Below are 24,347 nucleotides of genomic sequence, written 5' to 3'. Positions count from 1 at the left end.
TTCCAGTTGTAGGGGAAACAGCCCGGTGTTATATCACAGCGGCTCATTTTTCCGCCGCCCCTCTGGAGAGTCGTCATGCCCTCGAACAACCCGTTGCCACCCTGCTCCGTCCTGCTTCTGGCCGGTGGACGCGGTCAACGCATGGGCGGTCAGGACAAGGGCCTCATCGAGTGGCTGGGCGAGCCTTTGATCGCGCATCTGCAGCGCAAGGCGCGCCCGTTGACCGACGACCTGATCATCTCGTGCAACCGCAATCGCGAGCGTTATGCCGGGTTTGCCGATCAGTTGGTAATGGATGATGAAGGCGATTTCCCGGGCCGCTGGCCGGTATTCGTGCAGGACTGAAAGCGGCGCGCCATGCGCATTTGCTGGTGTTGCCATGCGATGTGCCGCGAATCGACACGGCGTTGCTGGAAGCCATGCTGACCACAGCCGATCTGCAACGTGAAAAACCTTTAATGCTGCGCCACGGCGAGCACTGGGAACCGCTGCTGTGCGTGATTCCGGTGGCGCTGTTGCCGGCATTCGAAGCAGCCTGGAATGCAGGTGAACGCAGCCCGGGGCGGGTGATGCGCAGTCTCGGCGCCGTCGCATTGCAATGCCCTGACAACGACCCGCGACTGGCCAACCTCAACACCCCCGAATTGTTACATCTGCACAACACTGTGTCAGACTGACACTATCCAAGGAACTCTCACGCCTTGTTTACGTCTCAAGCTCAGTAACCAGAAGATTTCCCATTCGGAGACACACTCATGACTCAACGGACCCTCGCCACTTTCATGCTCGCACTGGGCCTGGCAACCCTCGCCGGTTGCTCCTCGCCGACAGTGATCACCTTGAATGACGGTCGCGAAATCCAGGCCGTCGACACCCCGAAATACGATGATGATTCGGGCTTCTACGAGTTCCAGCAGCTGGACGGCAAAGAGACCCGCATCAACAAGGATCAGGTTCGTACCGTTAAAGAGCTGTAAGGCTCCGCGTCGTTACCGGATACAGAAAAGCCCGCATTGTCATGCGGGCTTTTTCATGGGCGCTCGGAAAGCAGTTTCAGCATTACCACTGCAAGGTGATTCGACTCTCGAACTCCCGCAATTCCCCGGTCACCGGGTCAATGAAGCGCAGGCCCTGCGCAAGCAGCTTCAACGGATTGGCGTAGTCGTCCTCGACATCTTTCAACACAGTCGGATAAAACGGATCGTTGCAAATACTCGCTCCCAGCGCCGTCATGTGCACCCGCAACTGATGCTTCTTGCCCGTCACGGGATACAAGCCATAGCGCCACAGATCACCATTTTTCTCACGCACCTCGACCGCCGTTTCGGTGTTGCTGGCGCCAGGCCCTTCTTGCATGCGGAAGAACGGCTCGCCATCGACCAGGCGGCTCTTGTGCACCAAGGGGAAATTCAGCTCGGGCAACGCCGGGGCGATCGCTTCGTAGCGCTTGTCGATCTGCCGGGTCGGGAACAACGACTGATAGGCCGAGCGGGTTTGCGGGTTGGCCGAGAAGATCACCAAACCTGCCGTGTGCCGGTCGATGCGGTGCAGCGGCACCAGATGCGGATTGTCCAGCCGACGGATCAGCCGGCGCAGCAGGGTTTGTTCGACATATTCCCCGGCCGGGGTTACTGGCAGAAAATGAGGTTTGTCGGCCACTACCAGATGTTCGTCAGCGTAGAGAATCGACTCGAGCACCGGGATCGGCTTCTCGTCCGGCACTTCGCGAAAGTAGTGAATGCGCAGACCTTCCCTGTACGGCAAGTCCAGCGCAATCGGCTGGCCCTGCGCATCCAGCACCCGCCCCCGAGCAATCCGGTCGAGCCATTGTTCGCGGCCGATGGCACTGAAGTGCTCGCACAGGCAATCGAGCACTGTCAGCCAGGGACCGGGCGGTAAATACAAGGTGCTGGCCTGATTGTGCGCAGCGGAAAATACGGGGCTGGTCATACGAAACAGAAATCCTCAATGCAGGCCGGCATTATCCAACAGTGAGGCAAAGCCACCTAGCGCAGTTTCATCAGGCCGGAATCGACTTGAGTGCCGCCGCTTCGGTGAACTCCTTCAGCCAGCGCAAGACATCGACCGCCTCCCAGCGACCCGGATCGTACAAGGCATACAGCAGGCCCTGATAACCGACCACATCCAGCTGCTTGTGATAACCGGCGCGCTGAAACAGGGCTTCGATCTCGGCAAAGCAGGTGTTGAAATGCAGCTTGTTGAACGGCGTCTTGCCTTCCGTGACCAGCCCGTCCAGGCGCAATTCGAGGACGGCCTCGCGCACCACGTCGACCGACATCCGGTTAACGCTGCTCTTCAACTGTTCGACATTGACCACGGTTCATCCCTCTGACTCGATTGCTGTATGGACATACAGTAACCGAAGAAGTCAGCGAGCGCCAACGCAAGGATGTATCGCTGCGACCAGCGGAAGGATCAAGGCAAAATCAACAGCCTAAAAATGCCACCACCTGGTCGGCGCTGAACGGCCAATCCAGCTCCGCGCCAGTGTCAACGCGCCGCAGTACCGGGATGCGCAAGCTGTATTTTTCGAACCACGATTCGTCTTCGGCAATGTCCACCAGTTCAACCAGCAGACCATGCTCGACGAAGGGCATCAGCTCGGCTTCGGCGACTTCACACAGATGACACCCGAGGGTGCCGAACAGCTGACATTCAGGAGGCATGACGGCATTACCGGAAAACAAGTGAGCCCATTCTAGGACGCCACTAAACCCTCGTCGACCCAGCGCCGCTCAAAGGACCCAGCGCTCCCGGCGCAAAATCCTGACGCAAATCATTCAGCGCAAATTGCAAATGCGTCATCCTCGCGGACTTTTTGCCTCTACGCTTCAGAGGCCAACGCCCTGACAGCGGAGTGTCCCGTGTTTGCAAATCTGTTGATCATCCTCGCCTCATCCCTGGTGGTGATTGCCCTGTTCCGGCGCCTGCGACTGCCGCCGGTACTGGGTTACCTGTGCGTGGGATTACTGGTCGGGCCGAACGCATTCGACTGGGTCAACGAGAGCGAACATCTGCCGGATGTCGCCGAGCTGGGCGTGGTGTTTCTGCTGTTCTCCCTGGGCCTGGAGTTCTCCCTGTCGAAGATGATTGCGCTGCGTCAGGTGGTGTTTCGCCTCGGCAGTCAGCAAGTGCTGATCAGCGCAGCGCTGCTCGGCACCCTGTTGATGGGCCTGGGCATGCCGCTGATGCCGGCGCTGTTGCTCGGTGCCGGTTTATCGCTGTCATCCACGGCGATCGTGACCAAGGAGCTGGGCAGTCTTGGTGAAGTGTTCAGCAGCCACGGCCAGAACGCGGTCGGCGTGTTGCTGTTTCAGGACGTTGTCGCGGTATTGCTGCTGACACTGGTTCCGGTCTTCGCCGGCACCAGCGAGCAGGCCTGGTATTGGGCCTTGCCGTTGACCCTGGGCAAAACCTTGGTGCTGTTCTTCGGCCTGCTGCTCGCCAGTCGCTGGTTATTGCCACGGCTGTTTCATGAGGTGGCGGCCTCGCGTTCGGCGGAGCTGTTCGTTCTTCTGGCGCTGGTGATCGTGCTGCTGACTGCCTGGCTCACGCACTTGTTGGGGCTGTCGCCTGCACTCGGCGCTTTCCTCGCCGGCATGTTGCTCGGGGAAAGCCATTACCGGCACCAGATCGAAGCTGACATCCGGCCCTTTCGCGACATTCTGCTCGGCGTATTCTTCGTGAGCATCGGCATGCTGATCGACCTGCAACTGTTCGTCAGTCACAGCCTGTTGATCATCGGCCTGACGCTCGGCCTGATGCTGATCAAAGGCATCGTGGTCGCGCTGCTGGTGAAGTGGCGCGGCAGTGACAGCGAAACCGCGTGGCGCAGCGGTCTGGCCCTGGCCCAGGGTGGCGAATTCTGTTTTGCCTTGATGGCGCAGATGCAGCAGAACAGCCTGTTGCCGGCCGAACCGGGTGCACTGCTGCTCGCGGCGACGTTCTGTTCGATGCTGCTCACGCCACTGCTGTTGCGTGCGGCGCCGCGCATTGCCGCCGTGCTGCACCGCAAGCCCAATCAGGAAGCGCAGATCGAACAGATCAGCGCGCTCAACGCCGACCTCGACCAGCACGTGGTGATCTGCGGCTACGGTCGCGTCGGCCAGTCCATCGGCCGCTTCATGGGCAATGCGGGGCAAGCCTATGTTGCGCTGGACAACGATCCGGTGCGGGTGCAGGAAGCCGCATCCGCGGAAAGCGACGTGCATTACGGCGACTCGGCGCGTGGCGATCTGCTTACTGCGGTTGGCCTGTTGCGCGCCAGGCTGCTGGTGATTGCCGTGGATCAAAGTGACGTGGCGTTGCGCATTCTGCGCGAAGCCCGGCGACTCAACCGACAGGTGCCGATTCTGGTACGCACCCGTGACGACAGCCAATCGGCGGAACTCAGAGCCGCCGGCGCCACCGAGGTGGTGCCGGAGCTTCTGGAGTCAAGCCTGATGCTCGCTTCACACGCGCTGATCATGCTTGGCCTGCCCGCGCACAAAGTGCAGGAGAAGGTCGATCAAGTGCGTATCGATCGCTATCGCCTGCTCCACGGTTTCTATCCCGGAGCCAATGATGAGGAAATCTAGTCCTGACTCACCGCGCCGATCTTGTGCAGCGACAGGTCGGCGCCGTAATACTCTTGTTCCTGACTCAGGCGCAGCCCATGCAATGCCTTGATCGCGCCGTAGACGACGAAGCCGCCGACCAGCGCCACTGCCACGCCAAGCGCAGTGCCGATCAACTGGCTGATCAGGCTGACGCCGCCCAGGCCACCCAGCGCAGACTGACCGAAGATGCCGCAGGCAATCCCGCCCCACACGCCACACAAACCATGCAACGGCCAGACACCCAAGACATCATCGATGCGCCATTTGACTTGCGCAGCGGTAAAGCACCAGACAAACAAGGCTCCGGCGATCGCGCCGGTCACCAGTGCTCCGACAGGATGCATCAGGTCGGAGCCGGCGCAAATCGCCACCAGCCCGGCCAGCGGGCCGTTGTGCAGAAAGCCCGGGTCATTGCGCCCAACGATCAACGCCGCGACGGTACCGCCGACCATGGCCATCAGCGAGTTGACCGCGACCAGGCCACTGACGCCTTGCAGCGTCTGCGCGCTCATCACGTTGAAGCCGAACCAGCCGACAATCAGGATCCACGAGCCCAGTGCGAGAAACGGAATGCTCGACGGCGCGAACGCGACCAGGCGTCCATCGCGGTAGCGACCATTGCGCGGGCCGAGCAGCAGAACAGCCGCCAACGCCAGCCAACCGCCCACGGCATGCACCACCACCGAGCCGGCGAAATCATGGAATGCCGCGCCAAACTGCGCCGCCAGCCAGCCTTGCAAACCGAAGTTGCCGTTCCAGATCAGCCCTTCGAAGAACGGATAGATAAACGCCACGATCAGCGCCGTCGCGCACAACTGCGGGACAAACCGCGCGCGTTCGGCAATGCCGCCGGAAATGATCGCCGGGATCGCGGCAGCGAAGGTCAGCAGAAAGAAAAACTTCACCAGTCCATAGCCATGGTCAGCCGTGAGCACCGCCGCCGGTTGCATGAAGGTGACGCCATAGGAGATCCAATAGCCTATAAAGAAATAGGCCAGGGTCGACACGGCGAAGTCGCTGAGGATTTTCGCCAGCGCGTTGACCTGGTTCTTCTGCCGGACCGTGCCGACCTCCAGAAAGGCGAAACCGGCGTGCATCGCCAGTACCATCACCGCACCGATCAGAATGAACAACGTGTTGGAGCTGTGAACCAGCGTGTCCACAGCGCTTTGCAGATTTTCCATGAGGAGGCAGACCCAAGGCTAAAAGGCACCAAAGCGGTTCATGTGTGCATTTCATGCACCAAATTACGACTCATCAAATATCCAACGGCAGGGTTGATGAACTGATTTGGCGCATTTATCGATGTCCGATCACGAACTGCTAGTAAATTAATTAGAGTTTTTCTGCTGGGACGCCCGGCAACAGCGCACATACGCCGAGCGACGCACCACGACACAGCAAAAGTTGTACCAGGCATTTGCACTGAACCTTCGCGCAAGGCTCATACTCGAACGCTTCAAAGCCACCTACGGAGATCCACCCATGGCCAGCATCAAGGCAAAGACTGCTCAAGAAATCCTGATGAACGACTTCCAGACTCTGGTCGCCGACACCGAACGCTTGCTCGAACACACCAAGACCCTCGCGGGTGATCAGGCCGATGAGCTGCGTGCCCAGATTCATGACAGCCTGCTGCGTGCCCGGGAAACCCTGAAGGTGACCGAAGACACCCTGCGTGAGCGCGGTCAGGCGGCCGTAACCGCTACTGAAGACTATGTGTCGGCCAACCCATGGCAGTCGGTGGGCATCGCTGCCGGCGTCGGCTTTCTGATCGGCCTGCTGGCAACTCGGCGCTGATCATGTCGATCGGTGAATCCGGCCCGACTGCGGGCACCGCCTCCTCTACGCGTCGCCTCGGCGCTGCCGTTCTGGGCCTGCTGCACAGTCATGTCGAACTGTTCGGCATCGAGCTGCAGGAGCAGAAATCACGCACTGTCAGCCTGCTGCTGTTCGCAGGCCTGGCGCTGGTTTTTGCCCTGCTGTTGCTGGTAGGTCTGTCGACGCTGGTGATGATCATCTTCTGGGACACCTACCGCCTGGCGGCGATCATCGGCCTGTGCGTGTTTTACACGCTGGCGTCGATCTTCTGCGGTCTGCGCCTCAAAGCGGCGATTTTCGATGAGTCCTCGCCTTTCCACGGCACGCTCGAAGAGCTGGCCAACGACCGGGAGCGTCTGCTGCCATGAGCCTGCCTGAACTTCCGCACAACAGCTCCCGCCGGGAAATGCGCAAGGCGCTGATCCGCCTGCGCATGGAAATGCACCGTCAGGAAATCCGCCACGAAACCGCGCAAGTGCTGCAACCGTTGCAGCGCATGCGTGGCATGAAGCAGAACGTGCAGGATGGTTTCGGCATCAAGCACGCGCCGTTGTGGGGCGTGGCAGCGGTGACGCTGCTGGGTTTCCTCACCGGCAAAGGCTCGAAACGCAGCAGTGGTGGCGGTTTGACGCGACTGCTGCGTCTGGGCACGACGCTTGGGCCGCTGATCAGACTGGTCATGCACAGCTCGGGCAAACGCTGAAGCGCCCTTCTGGCTACATTCTTGCAATAGCGCCGGGATGAATCTCCTTATCGGGAGATTCATCCCGCGTGCCTATCCGGCAAGCGCGGCCAAACCAAAAACAAGATTAAGGACTTGCCGTGATCGACGGGCAACCGCTCGCCTGTTTTCAGCCTTTCATCGATACCGCCACCGGCCGCATTGCAGGCGTCGAAGCATTGGGCCGCCTGCGTCAGAGCGATGGTCAACTGACCTCGGTAGGACCGTTGTTCGCCGATCCGCGCACGCCGGCCACTGCCTTGCGCCGTCTCGACCGGCAAATTCGTGATCACGCCCTCAGCCGCCTGCATGAAGCGCCGGCCGAGTGGTTTCTCAGCCTGAACATGTCGCCACGCTGGATCAGCCGCCTGCGCGCCGATCAAGCGCTGCCAAGTCTCAAACAACTGGCGCGACACGAGGTTGATCCGCAGCGCATCGTATTTGAAATCACCGAACTGGGTGGTAACAGCGAACGCCTGGCCCACGTGGTCGGGCGCTACCGTGACGCAGGGGCGAGAATCGCCATTGATGATTTCGGCGCAGGCTATTCGCAGCTGGATCGGGTCCTGGCCCTGCAACCGGACATTCTCAAGCTCGATATGCGCCTGTTTCAGGCTGCAGCCCTCGGCGGACCGAGCAGCGATGTGGTCAAGGCTCTCGCCCAGATGGCCGAGAAAACCGGCTGCTGGATCATCGCCGAAGGCGTCGAAACCGAAGCGCAGCTGAATTTCGCGCTGGAGTGCGGCTCGCGCTATGTGCAGGGATTTCTCTTCGCCCGAGCACAAGAAGAATTCTTCGCTACCGATGCCTTCGTCGCGCATTTCGCGCAATTGCGGCAACGCTACGTGAAGCAGAAACTCAGTGAGCGCGGGCGGCTGATGCAAATGCGTCAGCAGCTCAGCGAGCTGATGGCGATTCTGCAGCAATGGGCGCAGGCCCGCGCCCCGCTCAGTGCATTGCCGCAATTGCAGGCGTTTCCCTGGCTGCTGCGCTTTTATCAGTGCGACCGCCACGGCACGCAACTGACCCCCAACCTGGAATGGCGCCATGACGGCTGGTTCGCCGATGATCGCTATCTGGGGCACAACTGGTCGTGGCGACCGTACTTCTATCATCTGCTGGCCGAAGGCTGGGAAGAACGCCGCCTGACCCTGTCGAACACCTATCGCGATGCCACCAGCAACCAGTATTGCCTGACTGCGGGGCAGTTTTTCGATAACGGCGAACGGCTGTTGCTGATTGATATCGATGCGGCGGGTCTGTAGTTCCGCTTGCAGGCGCGCAGCCGAACCGGGAAGCTAGGGCGATCAGTCACCAGACGGAGAGATTCAGCCTTGGATTGGCCAACCCTGCTCAACCGCGAACGCCTCGGCAAGCCGCTGCACAGCCCGCAAGAACTCGGCCGCAGCCCTTTTCACAAAGACCATGACCGCATCATTTTCTCCGGGGCCTTCCGCCGCCTCGGGCGCAAGACCCAAGTGCACCCGGTCACCAGCAACGATCACATTCACACGCGCCTGACCCATTCGCTGGAAGTCAGTTGTGTCGGCCGTTCGCTGGGCATGCGTGTCGGTGAAACCTTGCGCAGCGCGCTGCCAGACTGGTGCGACCCGGCCGACCTCGGCATGGTCGTGCAATCGGCTTGCCTGGCGCATGACATCGGCAATCCGCCATTCGGCCATTCCGGCGAAGACGCGATTCGCCACTGGTTTCAACAAGCCGCCGGGCGCGGCTGGCTCGATGGCATGAGCGACGCCGAGCGTGGTGACTTCCTCAATTTCGAGGGCAATGCTCAAGGCTTTCGCGTGCTGACGCAGCTGGAATATCACCAGTTCGATGGCGGCACGCGCCTGACTTACGCGACGCTGGGCACCTATCTGAAGTACCCGTGGACCGCGCGCCACGCCGACTCCCTCGGCTACAAGAAACACAAATTCGGCTGCTACCAAAGCGAGCTGCCATTGCTCGAACAGATCGCGCACAAACTCGGTCTGCCGCAAATCGAAGACCAGCGCTGGGCACGCCATCCACTGGTCTACCTGATGGAAGCCGCCGATGACATCTGCTATGCGCTGATCGATCTCGAAGACGGTCTGGAAATGGAGCTGCTCGAATACGCCGAAGTCGAGTCGTTGCTGCTCGGCCTGGTCGGTGACGATTTGCCGGAAACCTATCGCCAGCTCGGCCCGCAGGATTCCCGGCGGCGTAAACTGGCGATCCTGCGCGGCAAGGCCATCGAGCACCTGACCAACGCGGCAGCGCGAGCATTTGTCGAACAGCAGGATGCTCTGCTCGCCGGCACACTGCACGGCGATCTGGTCGAACACATGCACGGGCCGGCAAAGCGCTGCGTGTTGAACGCCAAGGACATCGCGCGCAAAAAAATCTTTCAGGACAAACGCAAGACCCTGCATGAGATCGGCGCGTACACGACACTGGAGATTCTGCTCAATTCGTTCTGCGGTGCCGCGCTGGAGCAGCACAACGGCCGCACGCCGTCGTTCAAGAGCCGGCGTATTCTCGATTTGCTCGGCAACAATGCGCCGGACCCTCAAGGTTCGCTGCACAGTTCGTTTCTGCGCATGATCGATTTCATCGCCGGCATGACCGACAGTTACGCCAGTGACATGGCACTGGAAATGACCGGCCGCTCAAGTCATTGATCGTCCCGCATCAGCCGGCCATTGGTCTGGCCGGCTGATGCCCGGTGAGTTATCGCCACGAACGTTATACGCGTTCTTTAAACTGGTAAGACTGGATCGCGCTGACCCAGGCAACCAAACAAAACGAACCGCACTTGTTAAACACAACTTTAAACACCAGTAAATAATTGGAGATCAATATTGGCTCTCGGATAATTTCCATCTTCGGCGAATTGAACGCTCGTGCTTCCTTACGCCTATCCTAATTTCAACGTAGTCCATTTCTTCATTACGCGTAGGATTAATCCGATAACGTAGTCGCGACACTACCAGTCCATGCGAGTGCTCATGCATCTGAGCTAAGGTGCGCGCTTTATTCATGCTTGCATGGGACTCTATTTATGAACTCCGTTTTTATTGTGGACGATCATCCGGTCATCCGCCTCGCCGTGCGAATGCTCCTGGAACATGAAGGCTACAAGGTCGTCGGTGAGACCGATAACGGTGTCGATGCCATGCAGATGGTCCGTGAATGCATGCCCGACCTGGTCATTCTCGATATCAGCATTCCCAAGCTGGACGGCCTCGAAGTGCTGGCCCGCTTCAACACCATGGGTTCCAATTTCAAGATTCTGATTCTGACGGCGCAGTGTCCTACGCTGTTCGGTATCCGCTGCATGCAATCCGGTGCATCGGGATATGTCTGCAAGCAGGAAGACTTGAGCGAATTGGTCAGCGCAATCAAAGCGGTACTTTCCGGTTACAACTACTTCCCCAGTCAGGCACTTAATCCGGTGCGCAGCGATGACACTCGATATGCAGAACTTGAACTATTCAAATCCGTTAATGACCGCGAGCTGATGGTATTGCAGTTATTTGCACAAGGACGCACCAACAAGGAAATTGCCAAGGGCATGTTTCTAAGCAACAAAACCGTCAGCACCTACAAAAAGCGCCTGATGCAAAAACTCAAAGCCAGATCCCTTGTAGAACTTATCGAGATGGCCAAACGCAACGCACTCGTGTGAGACCCCACATGCCCAGCCGTCTGAAGGACTACCTGATCACCTTGAGCGCCGTTCTGTATCTGAGCGCCAATGCCTTCGCCTCGCCAAGCCCCTCACCCGACTATGCGTTGCTCAGCCGCTCGGCAACCGAGGCTGTCGGGATTGTCCTGCAACCGTCACAACGGCAATGGCTACAGACTCGCAGCGAACTGAAACTGGGTACCTCCGCACCTGATTACCCGCCATTCGACATGACCGTCAGTGGCCAGGACTACGAGGGACTGACCGCCGATTACGCAGGGATTCTCGGTCAGGCCACCGGCTTGCCGATTCGCGTGCAACGCTTTCCCTCGCGCGAGGCTGCAATTCGCGCCTTGATCGATGGCCAGATCGACCTGCTTGGCACAGCCAACGGCTACGAAGCAGGCAATGCCAACCTCGCGCTCTCCACACCTTACGCGGTCGATCAGCCGGTACTGGTGACCCGCGAAGATGAAACCCGCTCGCTAACCGAAGGCCTCGCCGGCCTGCGCCTGAGCATGGTGTATCACTATTTGCCGCTGCCGGAGATCAAGGCGCTGTATCCCAAAGCGCTGATCACCTGCTATCCGTCCTATCAGAACGCAATCAACGCGGTGGCCTTCGACCAGGCCGATGTGTTTCTCGGCGACACCCTCTCCACCCATTACATGATCAACAAGGGCTATCTCAACAACGTCCGCATGGCCAACTTCGGCAAGCAGGAAGCCCATGGCTTCAGCTTCGCCGTGCGGCGCAGCAATCCGCAGTTGCTGGGCATCATCGACACAGTGCTCGCAGCGATCCCGCGCAGCCAGCGCGATGACATCGCCAAACGCTGGAGCGCCGGCAGCGACCTGCTGCTCACCGACAGTAAACTCCAGCTGACGGATCGTGAGGAGAACTGGCTCAAGCAGCATCCCGTCGTCAGCGTAGTGGTCAATGAAGCGTACGCACCGTTGACCTTCTTCGACAGCGCCGGCAATTTCCGCGGCATCAGTGCCGACCTGCTCGAACTGATTCGCTTGCGTACCGGCCTGCGTTTCGAGATTCAGCGCAGCCGTAACGATGCGGAAATGATCAGGCAGATCGACAATCACAAGGCCGATCTGATTGCCGCCCTGCTGCCCAGCGCCGAACGTGAAAAAACCTGAGTTTCAGTCGTCCCTATCTGGAAAATTCCTACGTGCTGCTGACCCGCAAAAGCGCCGACAGCCCGACCAACCTGGCCCAACTCAAAGGCAAGCGTCTGGCGATCGCCCAAGGCAATCCGCTGGTCGCCTACTTGCATGAGAATTTTCCGGGCATCGAACTGATCGAAACCCCCGACACCTTCAGCGCCGTGTCGATGCTGGCCGACAACCATGTCGACGGCGCGGTGAACTCGCTGGTGATCGCCAACTATTTCATCTCATCGCGCATATTCGATCGGCCACTGCAAATCACCACCACCATCGGCACCAGTCAGGCGGCCTTTTCGCTGGCGACCGCCCGTGACAACACCGAACTGGCCTCGATCATCAACAAGGCGCTGCTGAGCATCGCTCCCGAGGAGCTCGGCGTGATCAACGGTCGCTGGCGCGGTTACTCCACCGCCTCCCAGAACATCTGGCAAAACTATCAGCGGCTGTTCTATCAAGTAGTCGCGGCCGCCGGCCTGATCCTGCTGCTGTTACTGACCTGGAACGCCTACATGCGCCACCAGATCAAGCAACGTCAGGCTGCCGAACGCGCGCTGAACGATCAACTGGAGTTCATGCGCTCGCTGGTTAACGGCACACCACACCCGATTTACGTGCGAGATCGCCAGGGTCTGCTGCAAAGTTGCAACGACAGTTATCTCGAAGCGTTCAACGCCAGACGCGAGGACATCATCGGCAAAGGCGTCGTGCAAGGCACCCTGAGCAACGCGTTCGAGGCCGAGGCGTTCCAGGCCGATTACCAGAGAGTCATTGCCGAAGGCATTCCCTTGATACTCGACCGGCCTCTGCACATCGGCAGCCGCCGCCTGACGATTTACCACTGGATACTTCCCTACCGCGACTCCAGCGGTGCCGTCCAGGGCATCATTGGCGGCTGGATCGATATCAGTGAACGCCGCCAATTGTTTGAAAAACTGCGTGCGGCCAAAGAACAGGCAGACGAGGCGAACCGGGCCAAAAGTACCTTCCTGGCAACCATGAGCCACGAGATCCGTACACCGATGAACGCCGTGATCGGCATGCTCGAACTGACCCTGCGACGCATCGATCCGCAGCACCCCGATCGCGCTTCGATCGACACGGCCTACCATTCGGCCAAGGATCTGCTCGGGCTGATCGGCGATATCCTCGACATCGCCCGCATTGAGTCCGGCCGTCTGAGCCTGTCTCCGGAGTGGATCAATCTGGTCGACACGGTGACCTCCGTTGCGCGCATCTTCGACGGCCTAGCGCGGCAGAAAAACCTTGCCTTGCAAGTCGTCTTCAACCCGCCGAACCCGGCTGTGGATGTGCATCTGGATCCGCTGCGCTTCAAGCAGGTGCTGTCCAACCTGGTCAGCAACGCTATCAAGTTCACCGAAAGCGGCCACGTGCGGATCACCCTCGACCTGATCCCGGCAGACGCTGCTGGGCGAACATTGATGCAGCTGACCGTGCAGGACAGCGGCTCAGGCATCAGCGCCGAAGATCAACAGCGCTTGTTCGAACCTTTCTCGCAGGCGGATAACGGCAGTAGGCAGGCAAAAAACGGCGCCGGACTCGGGCTGGTCATCAGTCGCAACCTGTGCGAAATGATGGGCGGACAACTGCAGTTGAGCAGCCAGCCCGGCATCGGCACTCAGGTTTGCATATCGCTGCCGCTGGACAGCCTGCCGGCAAAGGCGAATCCGCCGAAAAGCGAACCGTTGATCAAGCCTGCGACAACGCCGTTACATGTCCTGGTTGTCGACGACCATCCGGCCAACCGTTTGCTCATGTGTCAGCAACTGGAGTTTCTCGGTCATCGCTTCAGCATTGCCGAAGATGGCTGCAGCGGCCTCGAGCGGTGGAAGGCCGATCATTTCGATCTGGTGATCGTCGACTGCAACATGCCCTTGATGAACGGCTATGACATGACCCGTGGGATTCGCCAGCTTGAACTGCAAAACCACCGCCCGCCGTGCACCGTGCTGGGTTTCACCGCCAATGCCCAGCCCGAAGAAGTCCAGCGCTGCAAGCTCGCCGGCATGGACGACTGCCTGTTCAAACCGTTGAGTCTGACCTTGCTCGGACAATGGATCGACGGCATCACGCCGGCATCACCGGCCTCGGTCTTCGACCTGCAAAGTCTGAGCCTGCTGACCGGCAACAACCCCGGGCAAACCCGGCGCATGCTGGTGGAACTGCTCAAGAGCAGCCGTCTCGACCGCGAAGAACTGCTGAGGCTGTCGCCCGAGGATGATCGCGAAGCGCTGGCAGTGGTTGCGCACAAGATCAAGGGCGCAGCACGCATCGCGCAGGCCTCGCGGTTGATCGAATGTTGCGATGAGCTCGAGGACGCCTGCCAGCAAGCGCTCGCGTCACAGGAGATTGCCCGTCGCTGGGCGGCAACCAGCCAAGCGATGCTCGAACTGGCGCAGGCCCTGCAACAGCAATTGACCCTGGCCGATCAAGGCACAGTGAGCGAGTCTTAACTATGCTTGGACGCTGAGCAGTGAGTTAAACATTCATGGAGAGCCTGCAATGCACAGCCCACTGCGCCCCGAGCAACGCCGGTTGCCGCTGCACGTGCACATCAGCGTCATGTTCACCTTTCTTTTATTGCTCACCGGCGTGGTGCTGGGCCTGTTCAATTACCACCAGACCACGCAGATCATCCTGTCGAGCAGCGAAAAGCTGTTTGACCGCATCGAGCAGGATGTACGCCTCGATCTGCAGGCAACCTATCAGCCGATCCGCAACCTGTTGAGCCTGCTGGCGGATACCCCGGCAGCCCAGGCTAGTGATCTGGAACAACGCCTGCCCTTGCTCAAACCCTTCAGCCAGTCGCTTACCGATAACCCGGCGCTGGCGTCGCTGTATCTGGGTTATACCAATGGCGATTTCTTCATGGTGCGCGCGCTGCGTACTCCGGCTCTGAAGGCACAGCTTCAGGCGCCGGAAGCGGCGGCCTATCAAGTCTGGAGCATCGAGCATGCTCCACAAGGCGCCGTACGCTCGCAATCATTGTTCTTTGATCAGGCCCTGACACCGATCAACCGCCGCGAGCATCCCCAAGAGCCGTACGATCCGCGCAGCCGGACCTGGTTCAGCGACGCCCTGCAACAGGCCGGGCAAATCACCACCGAGCCCTATGTATTTTTCTCGACCCACAATGTCGGCACCACGCTGGCCCGGCGCAGCGGCGAGAACGCGGTGATCGGCGCCGACCTGACCCTCGCTTCGCTGTCGACCGCCCTGGGCAAGCACCAGGTCACGCCTTCGACAGAGATCGCGCTGTACGACACCGACGGCAACGCCGTGGCCTACCCCGACAGCCATCGCCTGATCGTCGATGACCGCACTGCGCGGCTGGCCAGAGCGGCCGATCTCAGCCCTGAGCTGAACGTGCTGCTCAGCTCCGACAATATCGGCAAGCGTCTGCAAGTAAACGACCGGCAATGGATCGTCGCGCGCACCAGCATCGAGGAAGGCGGGCCGAAAGGCCTGCAACTGGCGCTGCTGGTGCCGGAAGACGAATTACTGGTGGATGCGTTCCGCATGCGCTGGCAAGGCGCGCTGATCACCCTCGCCATCCTGTTGCTGTGCCTGCCATTAGGCTGGGTGATTTCGCGGATTCTGGTCAAGCCGCTGCATGCCCTGGTCAAGGAAGCCGACGCGATCCGCAGCTTCGACTTCAGCTCTCCGCTGGCGCGCCGCTCGCCCGTACTGGAAGTCGATCAATTAAGCCTGTCGATGGCGCGGATGAAAGAAACCCTGGGCAGTTTCTTCCGCATCACCGACAGCCTGTGCGCCGAAACCCGTTTTGCCCCGCTGCTCGAACGTGTGCTGTTCGAAACCGTACAGATTGCTCAGGCGCAGGCCGGTCTGATCTACCTGCGCGAAGCTGACGGCGCGCGCATGGAGCCTTATGGATTGGTCATCGATGGCGTGCCGCAGAAGCTGGAGGCGTTCGACATTGAGGGACGCGAGCTGCATAAGAACACCGGCCCGGCGTGGTTCGAGCAACTGGCCAGCGCCAACAATACCGTCAGCCATCTGGGCTTCGATCAGGCCGGCGACTTGCAGAAAATCCTCCTCGTCATGGAATCACCGCGCATTCACCTGATCGGCATCCGCCTGCACAACCAGCACGATGAAACCATCGGCCTGCTGATTCTGCTGGTCAATGACAGTGGTGAGCCGAGTGATCTGGAAAAGCTGCGGCCTGACCGAATTGCCTTCTTGCAGGCGGTGTCCGGCGCGGCGGCGGTGAGCATCGAAAGTCAGCGTCTGCAAGCGCGGCAAAAACAACTGCTCGACGCCTTCATCCAACTGCTGGCCAGCGCGATCGACGCCAAGAGCCCCTACACCGGCGGCCATTGCCAGCGGGTGCCGGAACTGACGTTGATGCTCGCCCAGGCTGCTGCGGCAAGCCAGGACCCGGCGTTCAGCGCCTACCAACCGAGCGAGGATGAATGGGAGGCGTTGCACATCGCTGCGTGGCTGCACGATTGCGGCAAGGTCACGACGCCGGAATACGTGGTCGACAAAGCCACCAAGCTCGAGACCATCAACGACCGCATCCACGAAATCCGCACCCGCTTCGAAGTGCTCAAGCGTGACGTGTGGATCGACTACTGGCAGACGCTGGCAAGCGGTGCAGACGAAGCGGCGCTGGCCCGCGCCCGTGATAGTGAGTTGCTGATGCTCGATGACGACTTTGCCTTTGTCGCCCGCTGCAATCTCGGCGGCGAGGCTATGGCCGAGGCCGACCTGCAACGTCTCGAGCGAGTGGCGCAACGCAGATGGCTGCGCACACTTGATGATCGCCTCGGTGTGTCATGGGAAGAAAACCGCCGCCAGGCGAAAACCCCTGCGCCGCTGCTGCCCGTCAGTGAAAGTCTGCTGGCCGACAAACCCGAGCATCTGATCGAACGCGACAAGAGCGAACTGATCCCCGAGGACAATCCCTGGGGCTTCAAACTCGATGTGCCCGCGTACAAGTACAACCGCGGCGAGTTGTACAACCTGAAGATCGGCCGCGGCACGCTGACCCGCGAAGAGCGCTACATCATCAACCATCACATGGTGCAGACGATCATGATGCTCAGCCACCTGCCCTTCCCCGGTCACCTGGACAGCATTGCCGAGATCGCCGGCGGCCATCACGAAAAAATGGACGGCACCGGGTATCCGAAACAGCTGAAACGCGAGGAGATGAGCCTGCCGGCCAGGATGATGGCGATTGCCGATATTTTCGAAGCGCTGACCGCCGCCGATCGCCCCTACAAGAAAGCCAAGTCGCTGAGCGACGCGCTGGGGATCATGGCGACCATGTGCCGTGAAGCGCACATCGATGCGCCGCTGTTCGGCCTGTTCATCAACGAAGGGGTGTACATGCAGTACGCAACGCGGTTTCTCGATCCCGCGCAAATCGACAGCGTGGATACGGCCAGCCTGTTGCACAAGGCTGGCCTCGGCGGTTGATCAGCAGTCGGTCAGGCGCAGGAAAATCGCCGCCAGTTGCTCGATGCCGGCCTGATCTTCGGCGCCGAAACGCGCCAGCTTCGGGCTGTCGAGGTCGAGCACGCCGATCAGGCGACCGTCCTTGACCAAGGGCACTACCAGTTCGCTGTTGGAAGCGCTGTCGCAGGCAATGTGGCCCGGGAAGGCATGTACATCCTCGACGCGCTGGGTTTGCAGGCTGGCAGCAGCGGCGCCGCAAACACCGCGCCCGAACGGGATGCGCACGCAAGCGATCTGGCCCTGAAACGGGCCGAGCACCAGCTCTTCGTTACGATTGAGGTAGAAACCGGCCCAGTTCAAATCATCGAGCTGGTTGAACAGGAACGCGGAAAACTGCGCGGCATTGGCGATGAAATCGCGTTCGTCCGCCAGTAGCGATTCCAGTTGTGCGGCCAACATACCGTAGCCTTCGAGGCCCTGGCCGCTTTGTTGCAAATCAATCATGCCTTGTGCTCCAGCAATTTCAGTCCCACCCAGTAGCGGGCGAATTGATACGCGCAACGTCCGTTGCGATTACCGCGGCCGGTGGCCCAGCGCACGGCGAGGATGTCGAGTGCTTCGTCGCGCTGCCAGCTCAGGCCGGCCTTGGCGGCCAACTGGCCGATCCAGTGCTCGACGACGTTGAGAAAATGTTCCTGGGTAAACGGGTAGAACGACAGCCACAGGCCGAAACGATCCGACAGGGCGATTTTGTCTTCCACCGCTTCGCTCGGGTGCAGTTCGCCGTCGACGCGCTTCCAGTTTTCGTTGTCGCTTTCCTTTTCCGGCACCAGGTGGCGGCGGTTGGAAGTGGCGTACAGCAAGACGTTGTCGGGTGCCTGCTCGAGCGAACCGTCAAGCACGCTTTTCAGCACGCGGTAGTCGCCTTCGCCGGATTCGAACGACAGGTCATCGCAGAACAGTACGAAACGTTGCGGCAATTTGGCGACTTGCTCGACCACGCGTGGCAGGTCAGCCAAGTGATCGCGTTCGATCTCGATCAGACGCAGGCCGGCACCGGCGTGCTCGGCCAGCAACGCACGCACCAGCGAAGACTTGCCGGTACCGCGTGAACCCCAGAGCAAGGCGTGGTTGGCCGGCATGCCATCAAGAAATTGTTGTGTGTTGCGCCCCAACTGCTCCAACTGCCGGTCGACGCCGATCAGGTCGGACAGACGCATGTCTAGGCTGACTTCCAGCGGCAACAGGTAACCGCTGCGACCGTCACGCTGCCAGCGCGCTGCCAGGCATGTGTTCCAGTCAATGACGGGGCGCGGTGCCGGCAACAGTGGTTCGATTCGCGCCAGAACCGACTCGGCGCGTTCAAGAAAAGCATTCAATCGGGAATCCACGTCTTCTCCTCGGGCACTTTCACAGTGATGATGACGATCCAGCGACGACATACAGATAAAATCGCCTCAGCAAGCCTTGTACAAGGCGATTCGGGAACCTCGGTATCCCTGCATGATCGACTATGCTTGAGCAGCGAAGGGAAACGGAAGTGGTTCAACAACCCATGGATATCAAATTCACCCACCGGCTGTCTTACAAGCAAGCCAGGCTTACCGTGCTGGTCGGGTTCATTCTGGGCACCCTGCTCAGTCTGCTGCAGATCGGCATCGATTATGCCAGCGAAGACGCTTCCATCAACCGGGAAATCCTCGCACTGCTGGAAATCAGCCACAATCCGGCCTCGCGCATCGCCTATAACATCGACGCCGAGCTCGCGCAGGAGCTCACCCTGGGCCTGCTGCGCTCGCCGGCGATCATCGCCGCGCAACTGATCGACAACAACGATACCGTGCTGGCCAGCGTCAAACGCCCGGAACTGCAGAGCAGCTATCGGCTGATCAGCGACTTCCTGTTCGGCGCCAAGCGTCATTTCGAAGATCGTCTGTACCTCGACCACTTGCCCAACGAATCCCTCGGCGTTCTCAAGCTTGAAGTCGACACTTATGCCTTCGGCAGCCGCTTCCTGCGCCGTGCGGAAGTCACCCTGCTCAACGGTTTTGCCCGCAGCCTGCTGCTGACCGGGATCCTCCTGGCGCTGTTCTACGTGATGCTGACCAAGCCGTTGGTGCGGGTCATCCGTGAACTCAGCGGCCGCGACCCGCGCAGCGCGGAGCCGACCACGCTTGAGTGCCCCGCCGGCCACGGCAACGATGAGATCGGCGTGCTGGTCAAGGTCGCCAATCAGCAGTTCGAAAACATCGCCACCGAAATCCAGCAGCGGCGCACCGCGGAAAACCGCCTGACCGAATACCTCGCGCAACTGGAAGACATCGTCTCGGCGCGCACCGCCGAACTCAAGGCAATCAACGCCCGCCTCAGCCAGTCCAACGAAGAACTGGAAGTGGCACGCCGTACTGCACTGGACATGGCCGAAGCGCGTTCGGCGTTTCTCGCCAACATGAGCCATGAAATCCGTACACCACTCAATGGTCTGCTGGGGATGATCGCGCTGTCGCTGGACGGCCCGCTCAACGCCGAGCAGCAGCAACAACTGTCGATCGCCCACGACTCGGGCAAGGTGCTGGTGGAACTGCTCAACGATATTCTTGACCTGTCGAAATTCGACGCCGGGCAACTAGAGCTGGAAAACATCCCCTTCGACCTCGGTTCGCTGATCGAAGACACCGCCAACCTGCTTTCGCAAAACGCCGCGCCGAGCGTCGAGCTGACCTGTCTGATCGAACCGCACTTCCCGGCGCTGGTGCTGGGCGACCCGACCCGGGTGCGGCAGATCGTCAGCAACCTGCTGTCCAACGCGTTGAAATTCACCCGTTTCGGTCGGGTCGATGTGCGTCTGTCGGCGTACAAGGGTGGCGTGCGCATCGAAGTCTGCGACACCGGCATAGGCATCGCCCAGGAAGCGCAGGTGAAAATCTTCCAGCCGTTCACCCAGGCCGGCGCCGGTATCACCCGTCAGTACGGCGGCACCGGGCTGGGACTGGCGCTGACGTACAACCTGTGCGAGGCGATGCAGGGTCGGCTGACCATCAGCTCCGAAAGCGGCTTCGGCAGCCAGTTCTGCGCCGAACTGCCACTGCCCTCTCACACCCGCGCGCTGCCGCCGATACCGTTACGCGGCAAGGTTCTCGCCATCACCGCTGCCAGCAGTGGTCTGGCGGAATTGCTGAAAAGCCTGTTGCCGGTGTGGGGCCTGGAATACACGCAGCGCACTATTGATGATTCGCTGCTGGGCCTGAATCCGGATGTGCTGATCACCGATTGTCCGGAATGCCTGTTCGGTCTGCGCCCGAGCATCACCGCGCCGATCCTGCTGGTGACTGCTTATGGCAGTTTTCTGCCCAGCGAAGAAGCCGCCGCCCTCGCGCCCTTGCAGCAGCAAGCCCGGCCGCTGGCGCGCAACGCGCTGTACCAGCATCTGCGGCGGATTCTGCAACCGGACGCCGCCACCCTCAGCGAAGCACAAGCGGATGCCTTGCCGTCCGCGCGCCGGGGCAAGGTGCTGCTGGTCGAGGACAACCCGGTCAATCAACTGGTCGCCAAAGGCATGCTCGGCAAGCTTGGCTGCGATGTAGTGGTGGCGGGCCATGGTGCCGAGGCGCTGGATCAGCTGGAGTTTGCCGATTTCGATCTGGTGCTGATGGACTGCAACATGCCGGTGATGGATGGCTATGAAGCCAGTCGGCAGATTCGCCAGAGCGGGCGCTGGCCGAATCTGCCGATTGTCGCGCTGACCGCCAATGCCATGTCCGAGGAACGCGAACGTTGTCGCGCGGCCGGCATGAGCGACTATCTGGCCAAACCGTTTCGCCGCGAAGAACTCGCCGCGCTGCTTGATCAGTGGATGCCGACTACGAAAGCCCTTTGATCTGCCCGAGCAAATGATCGAGGCCGGCGCGCAAATCATTGAGCCGGTCGAGATCTACGCCACTGTCGCAGAGCAGGCGCGCCTTGAGTGGCCCGACCTGCTCGCGCAGTGCTGTTCCGGCAGGCGTCAGGCTCAGGTGCATCTCGCGTTCATCCCGCGCCGAGCGCCGACGCTGGACCAGATCGCTCTGCTCCAGACGTTTGAGCAAAGGCGTCAACGTCCCCGAGTCCAGGGCCAAGCGTTCGCCCAAGGCCTTGACCGTCGGTTGCTCCGGCGCAGCATCCTGCCATTCCCACAGCACCAGCATCGCCAGGTACTGCGGGTAGGTCAGGCCCAACTGATCGAGCATCGGCTTGTAGGCGCGAATCACCGCCCGCGAGGCCGCGTACAGCTTGAAGCACAACTGGCTGTCGAGCTTCAGCGAATCAACCGCCAGGCTCATTTCAGCAAAGCTTCGATCTCGCCGCTCAGGTCCTGCGGCTTGGTCGTCGGGGCGAAACGCTTGACCAACTGGCCATCCTTGCCGATCAGGAACTTGGTGAAATTCCACTTGATGCCCTGCGAGCCGAGCAGGCCCGGGGCGCGCTTCTTCAACTGCACGAACAGCGGATGGGCATCGGCGCCGTTGACGTCGATCTTCTTGAACAGCGGGAAGCTGACGCCGAAATTCAGTTCGCAGAATTCGCTGATGGCGCCCTCATTGCCCGGCTCCTGTTTGCCGAACTGGTTGCAGGGGAAACCCAATACCACCAACCCCTGGTCCTTATAGGTCTGCCAGAGTTCTTCAAGACCCTTGTATTGCGGAGTGAAGCCACACTTGCTCGCGGTATTGACCACCAGCACGGCTTTGCCGGCGAAATCGGCCAAGGTCTTTTGCTCGCCCTTGATGGTAGTGCACGGGATATTCAGCAGGTTGTCGCTCATGGGTCGGCTCCGCAATGGTCAGGAAAGCGCAAACATAACGAGCAATTGAATTGCGTGCAATCTAATTGACCGATAAAAAGGCGACGCGATGTCGCCTGTTTCGGTTATTCCCGGGGCTCGAGATTCAGGCACACCGAGTTGATGCAATAACGCATGCCGGTGGGTGGTGGGCCATCCGGGAACACGTGCCCCAGATGCGCATCGCAGCGCGCGCACTTCACTTCAGTGCGAATCATGCCGTGGCTGGTGTCGCGGATCTCAGCCATCGCGCTATCGCCGATCGGCGCGTAAAAGCTCGGCCAGCCGCAGCCGGAGTCGAATTTGGTCTTGGAATCGAACAGCGGCTCGTTGCAGCAGACACAGTGGTAGACACCGTCGGTTTTGGTGTTGTTGTATTTGCCCGAGAACGGGCGCTCGGTGGCACTCAGACGGCAGACGTTGTACTGCTCAGGGTCGAGCATGGCACGCCATTCTTCCAGGGTTTTCTGCAACTTTTCCATCATCACACCTCAGCGGCTGAAAAAGCCCGATCTGTACCTTTTCCACGGATCGGGCGGCACGTATGATTGCGCCTCGTCACGCGCCAGTCTGGCAGCCAGACCGGGCGCATTCAAACGGATTCTGAGCGCTAAAGCGCCAGACCTCCGCCTGTGCGAAGACGCAGCAATCCCAGTACGGTTGTCCTTTTGCCGCCTGGATCGTTCATTTTCGGGATCACATCGCCATGCAGTTCAGCAAATCGAACAAGCTCGCCAACGTCTGCTATGACATTCGCGGCCCGGTGCTCAAGCACGCCAAACGACTGGAAGAGGAAGGCCAGCGCATCCTCAAGCTGAACATCGGCAACCCGGCGCCGTTTGGTTTCGAAGCGCCGGACGAAATCCTCCAGGACGTGATCCGCAACCTGCCGACCGCGCAAGGTTACAGCGACTCCAAAGGCCTGTTCAGCGCGCGCAAGGCGGTGATGCAGTACTACCAGCAGAAGCAGGTTGAAGGTGTCGGCATCGAAGACATCTACTTGGGCAACGGCGTTTCCGAGCTGATCGTGATGTCGCTGCAGGCGCTGCTCAATAATGGCGACGAAGTGCTGGTGCCAGCCCCGGACTATCCGCTGTGGACCGCTGCCGTCAGCCTCGCTGGCGGTAACGCTGTGCACTACCTGTGCGATGAGGGCGCCGACTGGTTCCCGGATCTGGCCGACATCAAGGCCAAGATCACTCCGAACACCAAGGCCATGGTGATCATCAACCCGAACAACCCGACCGGTGCGGTGTATTCGAAGGAAGTGTTGCTGGGCATGCTGGAAATCGCCCGCGCGCACAACCTGGTGGTGTTCTCGGACGAGATCTACGACAAGATTCTTTATGACGACGCCGTGCATATCTGCACTGCCTCGCTGGCGCCGGATCTGCTCTGCCTGACTTTCAACGGCCTGTCGAAATCCTACCGCGTGGCCGGTTTCCGCTCCGGCTGGATCGCCATCTCCGGGCCGAAACACAACGCGCAGAGCTACATCGAAGGCATCGACATGCTGGCCAACATGCGCCTGTGCGCCAACGTGCCGAGCCAGCACGCAATCCAGACCGCGCTGGGCGGCTACCAGAGCATCAACGATCTGGTGCTGCCGCAGGGTCGCCTGCTGGAGCAGCGTAATCGCACCTGGGAGTTGCTCAACGATATTCCCGGCGTCAGCTGCGTGAAGCCAATGGGCGCGTTGTACGCGTTCCCGAAAATCGACCCGAAGGTCTGCCCGATCCACAACGACGAAAAATTCGTTCTCGACCTGCTGCTTTCCGAAAAACTGCTGGTGGTCCAGGGCACGGCATTCAACTGGCCGTGGCCGGATCACTTCCGTGTGGTCACCCTGCCCCGCGTCGATGATCTGGAAATGGCCATCGGCCGCATCGGCAACTTCCTCAAGTCCTACCGCCAGTAACCGGCCTGCAGTGCGCAACGGATTGGCTGTTGCGCACTGTCTGATTCAGCAACACATCTTTGTTCCGCGCCTTTGCAGCCCTTCTACACTTGCGATGCGAGCCGTACAGACGTGTCTGACCTAATGGCGGCGGGGCGAAAGGCTGTGTCATCC

General features: G+C 60.2%; 20 protein-coding genes and 2 pseudogenes. 13 read left to right on the top strand and 9 right to left on the bottom strand.

Translation table 11 applies throughout. The features are described 5' to 3' along the window. The first annotated feature begins 75 nt into the window (after nucleotides 1-75). Nucleotides 76-677: pseudogene (gene mobA, locus ACZZ0K_RS05800) on the top strand (molybdenum cofactor guanylyltransferase MobA). 78 nt (nucleotides 678-755) lie between these two features. Beyond that, on the top strand, nucleotides 756-977 hold the full coding sequence (locus tag ACZZ0K_RS05795) for a YgdI/YgdR family lipoprotein (protein WP_016770600.1): 222 nt from the start codon (nucleotides 756-758) through the stop codon (nucleotides 975-977). Nucleotides 978-1,059: 82 nt separating this feature from the next. On the opposite strand, the gene ACZZ0K_RS05790 is transcribed toward ACZZ0K_RS05795, so the two are convergent. The 3 genes from ACZZ0K_RS05790 to ACZZ0K_RS05780 all read right to left on the bottom strand — a co-directional run bounded on the left by ACZZ0K_RS05790 (nucleotide 1,060) and on the right by ACZZ0K_RS05780 (nucleotide 2,687). Continuing rightward, nucleotides 1,060-1,950: a pseudouridine synthase gene (locus ACZZ0K_RS05790; protein WP_056788516.1), complete on the bottom strand. Its 891-nt coding sequence runs from the start codon at nucleotides 1,948-1,950 to the stop codon at nucleotides 1,060-1,062. Nucleotides 1,951-2,020: 70 nt separating this feature from the next. Continuing rightward, entirely contained in the window at nucleotides 2,021-2,338 is a 318-nt protein-coding gene (locus ACZZ0K_RS05785; protein ID WP_016770837.1) for a hypothetical protein, read from the bottom strand. Nucleotides 2,339-2,447: 109 nt separating this feature from the next. After that, nucleotides 2,448-2,687 (bottom strand): glutaredoxin family protein, encoded by a 240-nt coding sequence (locus ACZZ0K_RS05780; RefSeq protein WP_122746645.1) that lies wholly within the window; start codon nucleotides 2,685-2,687, stop codon nucleotides 2,448-2,450. A gap of 198 nt (nucleotides 2,688-2,885) precedes the next feature. Here ACZZ0K_RS05780 and ACZZ0K_RS05775 point away from each other — a divergent pair, with 198 nt between their 5' ends. Continuing rightward, nucleotides 2,886-4,598 carry a cation:proton antiporter gene (locus ACZZ0K_RS05775; protein WP_041478439.1) on the top strand — a complete coding sequence of 571 codons (1,713 nt, stop codon included), beginning with the start codon at nucleotides 2,886-2,888 and terminating at the stop codon, nucleotides 4,596-4,598. Here the strand turns inward: ACZZ0K_RS05775 and ACZZ0K_RS05770 are convergent. Then, nucleotides 4,595-5,803 (bottom strand): ammonium transporter, encoded by a 1,209-nt coding sequence (locus tag ACZZ0K_RS05770; protein WP_041478438.1) that lies wholly within the window; start codon nucleotides 5,801-5,803, stop codon nucleotides 4,595-4,597. The two genes, ACZZ0K_RS05775 and ACZZ0K_RS05770, sit on opposite strands and share 4 nt — an antisense overlap. Nucleotides 5,804-6,104: 301 nt before the next feature. On the opposite strand from ACZZ0K_RS05770, the gene ACZZ0K_RS05765 reads away from it, so the two are divergent. The 8 genes and pseudogenes from ACZZ0K_RS05765 (at nucleotide 6,105) to ACZZ0K_RS05730 (ending at nucleotide 17,478) form a co-directional block, all read left to right on the top strand. Continuing rightward, nucleotides 6,105-6,419 (top strand): ElaB/YgaM/YqjD family protein, encoded by a 315-nt coding sequence (locus ACZZ0K_RS05765; protein WP_016770842.1) that lies wholly within the window; start codon nucleotides 6,105-6,107, stop codon nucleotides 6,417-6,419. A 2-nt stretch (nucleotides 6,420-6,421) separates the two neighbouring features. Further along, entirely contained in the window at nucleotides 6,422-6,808 is a 387-nt protein-coding gene (locus ACZZ0K_RS05760) for a phage holin family protein (protein WP_008079909.1), read from the top strand. Further along, complete coding sequence (locus ACZZ0K_RS05755; protein WP_016770844.1) at nucleotides 6,805-7,143, top strand: hypothetical protein; 339 nt, start codon at nucleotides 6,805-6,807, stop codon at nucleotides 7,141-7,143. Before ACZZ0K_RS05760 ends, ACZZ0K_RS05755 begins: the two co-directional genes overlap by 4 nt. A 119-nt stretch (nucleotides 7,144-7,262) precedes the next feature. Beyond that, nucleotides 7,263-8,426, top strand: coding sequence for an EAL domain-containing protein (locus tag ACZZ0K_RS05750; protein WP_041478435.1), 1,164 nt, complete (start codon nucleotides 7,263-7,265; stop codon nucleotides 8,424-8,426). Nucleotides 8,427-8,495: 69 nt separating this feature from the next. Further along, a complete protein-coding gene (locus ACZZ0K_RS05745; protein ID WP_076563711.1) occupies nucleotides 8,496-9,824 on the top strand; it encodes a deoxyguanosinetriphosphate triphosphohydrolase in 1,329 nt (442 codons plus the stop codon). A gap of 380 nt (nucleotides 9,825-10,204) precedes the next feature. Beyond that, a complete protein-coding gene (locus tag ACZZ0K_RS05740) occupies nucleotides 10,205-10,831 on the top strand; it encodes a response regulator transcription factor (RefSeq protein WP_041478434.1) in 627 nt (208 codons plus the stop codon). An 8-nt stretch (nucleotides 10,832-10,839) separates the two neighbouring features. Then, nucleotides 10,840-14,483, top strand: a pseudogene (locus tag ACZZ0K_RS05735) (transporter substrate-binding domain-containing protein). Between the two features lie 49 nt (nucleotides 14,484-14,532). Next, nucleotides 14,533-17,478, top strand: a complete 2,946-nt coding sequence (locus tag ACZZ0K_RS05730; protein WP_258707018.1) for an HD domain-containing phosphohydrolase — start codon at nucleotides 14,533-14,535, stop codon at nucleotides 17,476-17,478. Here the strand turns inward: ACZZ0K_RS05730 and ACZZ0K_RS05725 are convergent, their stop codons facing one another. Beyond that, nucleotides 17,479-17,961 carry a GAF domain-containing protein gene (locus ACZZ0K_RS05725; RefSeq protein WP_016770850.1) on the bottom strand — a complete coding sequence of 161 codons (483 nt, stop codon included), beginning with the start codon at nucleotides 17,959-17,961 and terminating at the stop codon, nucleotides 17,479-17,481. Further along, nucleotides 17,958-18,848: an ATP-binding protein gene (locus tag ACZZ0K_RS05720; RefSeq protein WP_041478431.1), complete on the bottom strand. Its 891-nt coding sequence runs from the start codon at nucleotides 18,846-18,848 to the stop codon at nucleotides 17,958-17,960. Before ACZZ0K_RS05720 ends, ACZZ0K_RS05725 begins: the two co-directional genes overlap by 4 nt. 164 nt (nucleotides 18,849-19,012) lie before the next feature. Here ACZZ0K_RS05720 and ACZZ0K_RS05715 point away from each other — a divergent pair, with 164 nt between their 5' ends. After that, nucleotides 19,013-21,334 (top strand): hybrid sensor histidine kinase/response regulator, encoded by a 2,322-nt coding sequence (locus tag ACZZ0K_RS05715; protein ID WP_258707019.1) that lies wholly within the window; start codon nucleotides 19,013-19,015, stop codon nucleotides 21,332-21,334. Here the strand turns inward: ACZZ0K_RS05715 and ACZZ0K_RS05710 are convergent. From ACZZ0K_RS05710 to msrB, 3 genes are all read right to left on the bottom strand, one after another. After that, the gene (locus tag ACZZ0K_RS05710) at nucleotides 21,318-21,776 is read right to left on the bottom strand and encodes a MarR family winged helix-turn-helix transcriptional regulator (RefSeq protein ID WP_095182197.1); all 459 of its coding nucleotides are present in this window, start codon (nucleotides 21,774-21,776) and stop codon (nucleotides 21,318-21,320) included. The two genes, ACZZ0K_RS05715 and ACZZ0K_RS05710, sit on opposite strands and share 17 nt — an antisense overlap. After that, complete coding sequence (locus tag ACZZ0K_RS05705) at nucleotides 21,773-22,258, bottom strand: glutathione peroxidase (RefSeq protein WP_016770854.1); 486 nt, start codon at nucleotides 22,256-22,258, stop codon at nucleotides 21,773-21,775. The genes ACZZ0K_RS05710 and ACZZ0K_RS05705 overlap by 4 nt, the downstream gene beginning before the upstream one ends. Before the next feature lie 104 nt (nucleotides 22,259-22,362). Then, nucleotides 22,363-22,758, bottom strand: coding sequence for a peptide-methionine (R)-S-oxide reductase MsrB (msrB, locus tag ACZZ0K_RS05700; RefSeq protein ID WP_252878644.1), 396 nt, complete (start codon nucleotides 22,756-22,758; stop codon nucleotides 22,363-22,365). Nucleotides 22,759-22,982: 224 nt separating this feature from the next. Here msrB and ACZZ0K_RS05695 point away from each other — a divergent pair, with 224 nt between their 5' ends. Beyond that, the gene (locus ACZZ0K_RS05695) at nucleotides 22,983-24,194 is read left to right on the top strand and encodes a pyridoxal phosphate-dependent aminotransferase (RefSeq protein WP_016770856.1); all 1,212 of its coding nucleotides are present in this window, start codon (nucleotides 22,983-22,985) and stop codon (nucleotides 24,192-24,194) included. The last annotated feature ends 153 nt before the right edge of the window (nucleotides 24,195-24,347 follow it).

It is taken from the genome of Pseudomonas sp. AC255, assembly GCF_979258175.1.
This window is presented reverse-complemented; position numbering and strand designations above follow the sequence as displayed.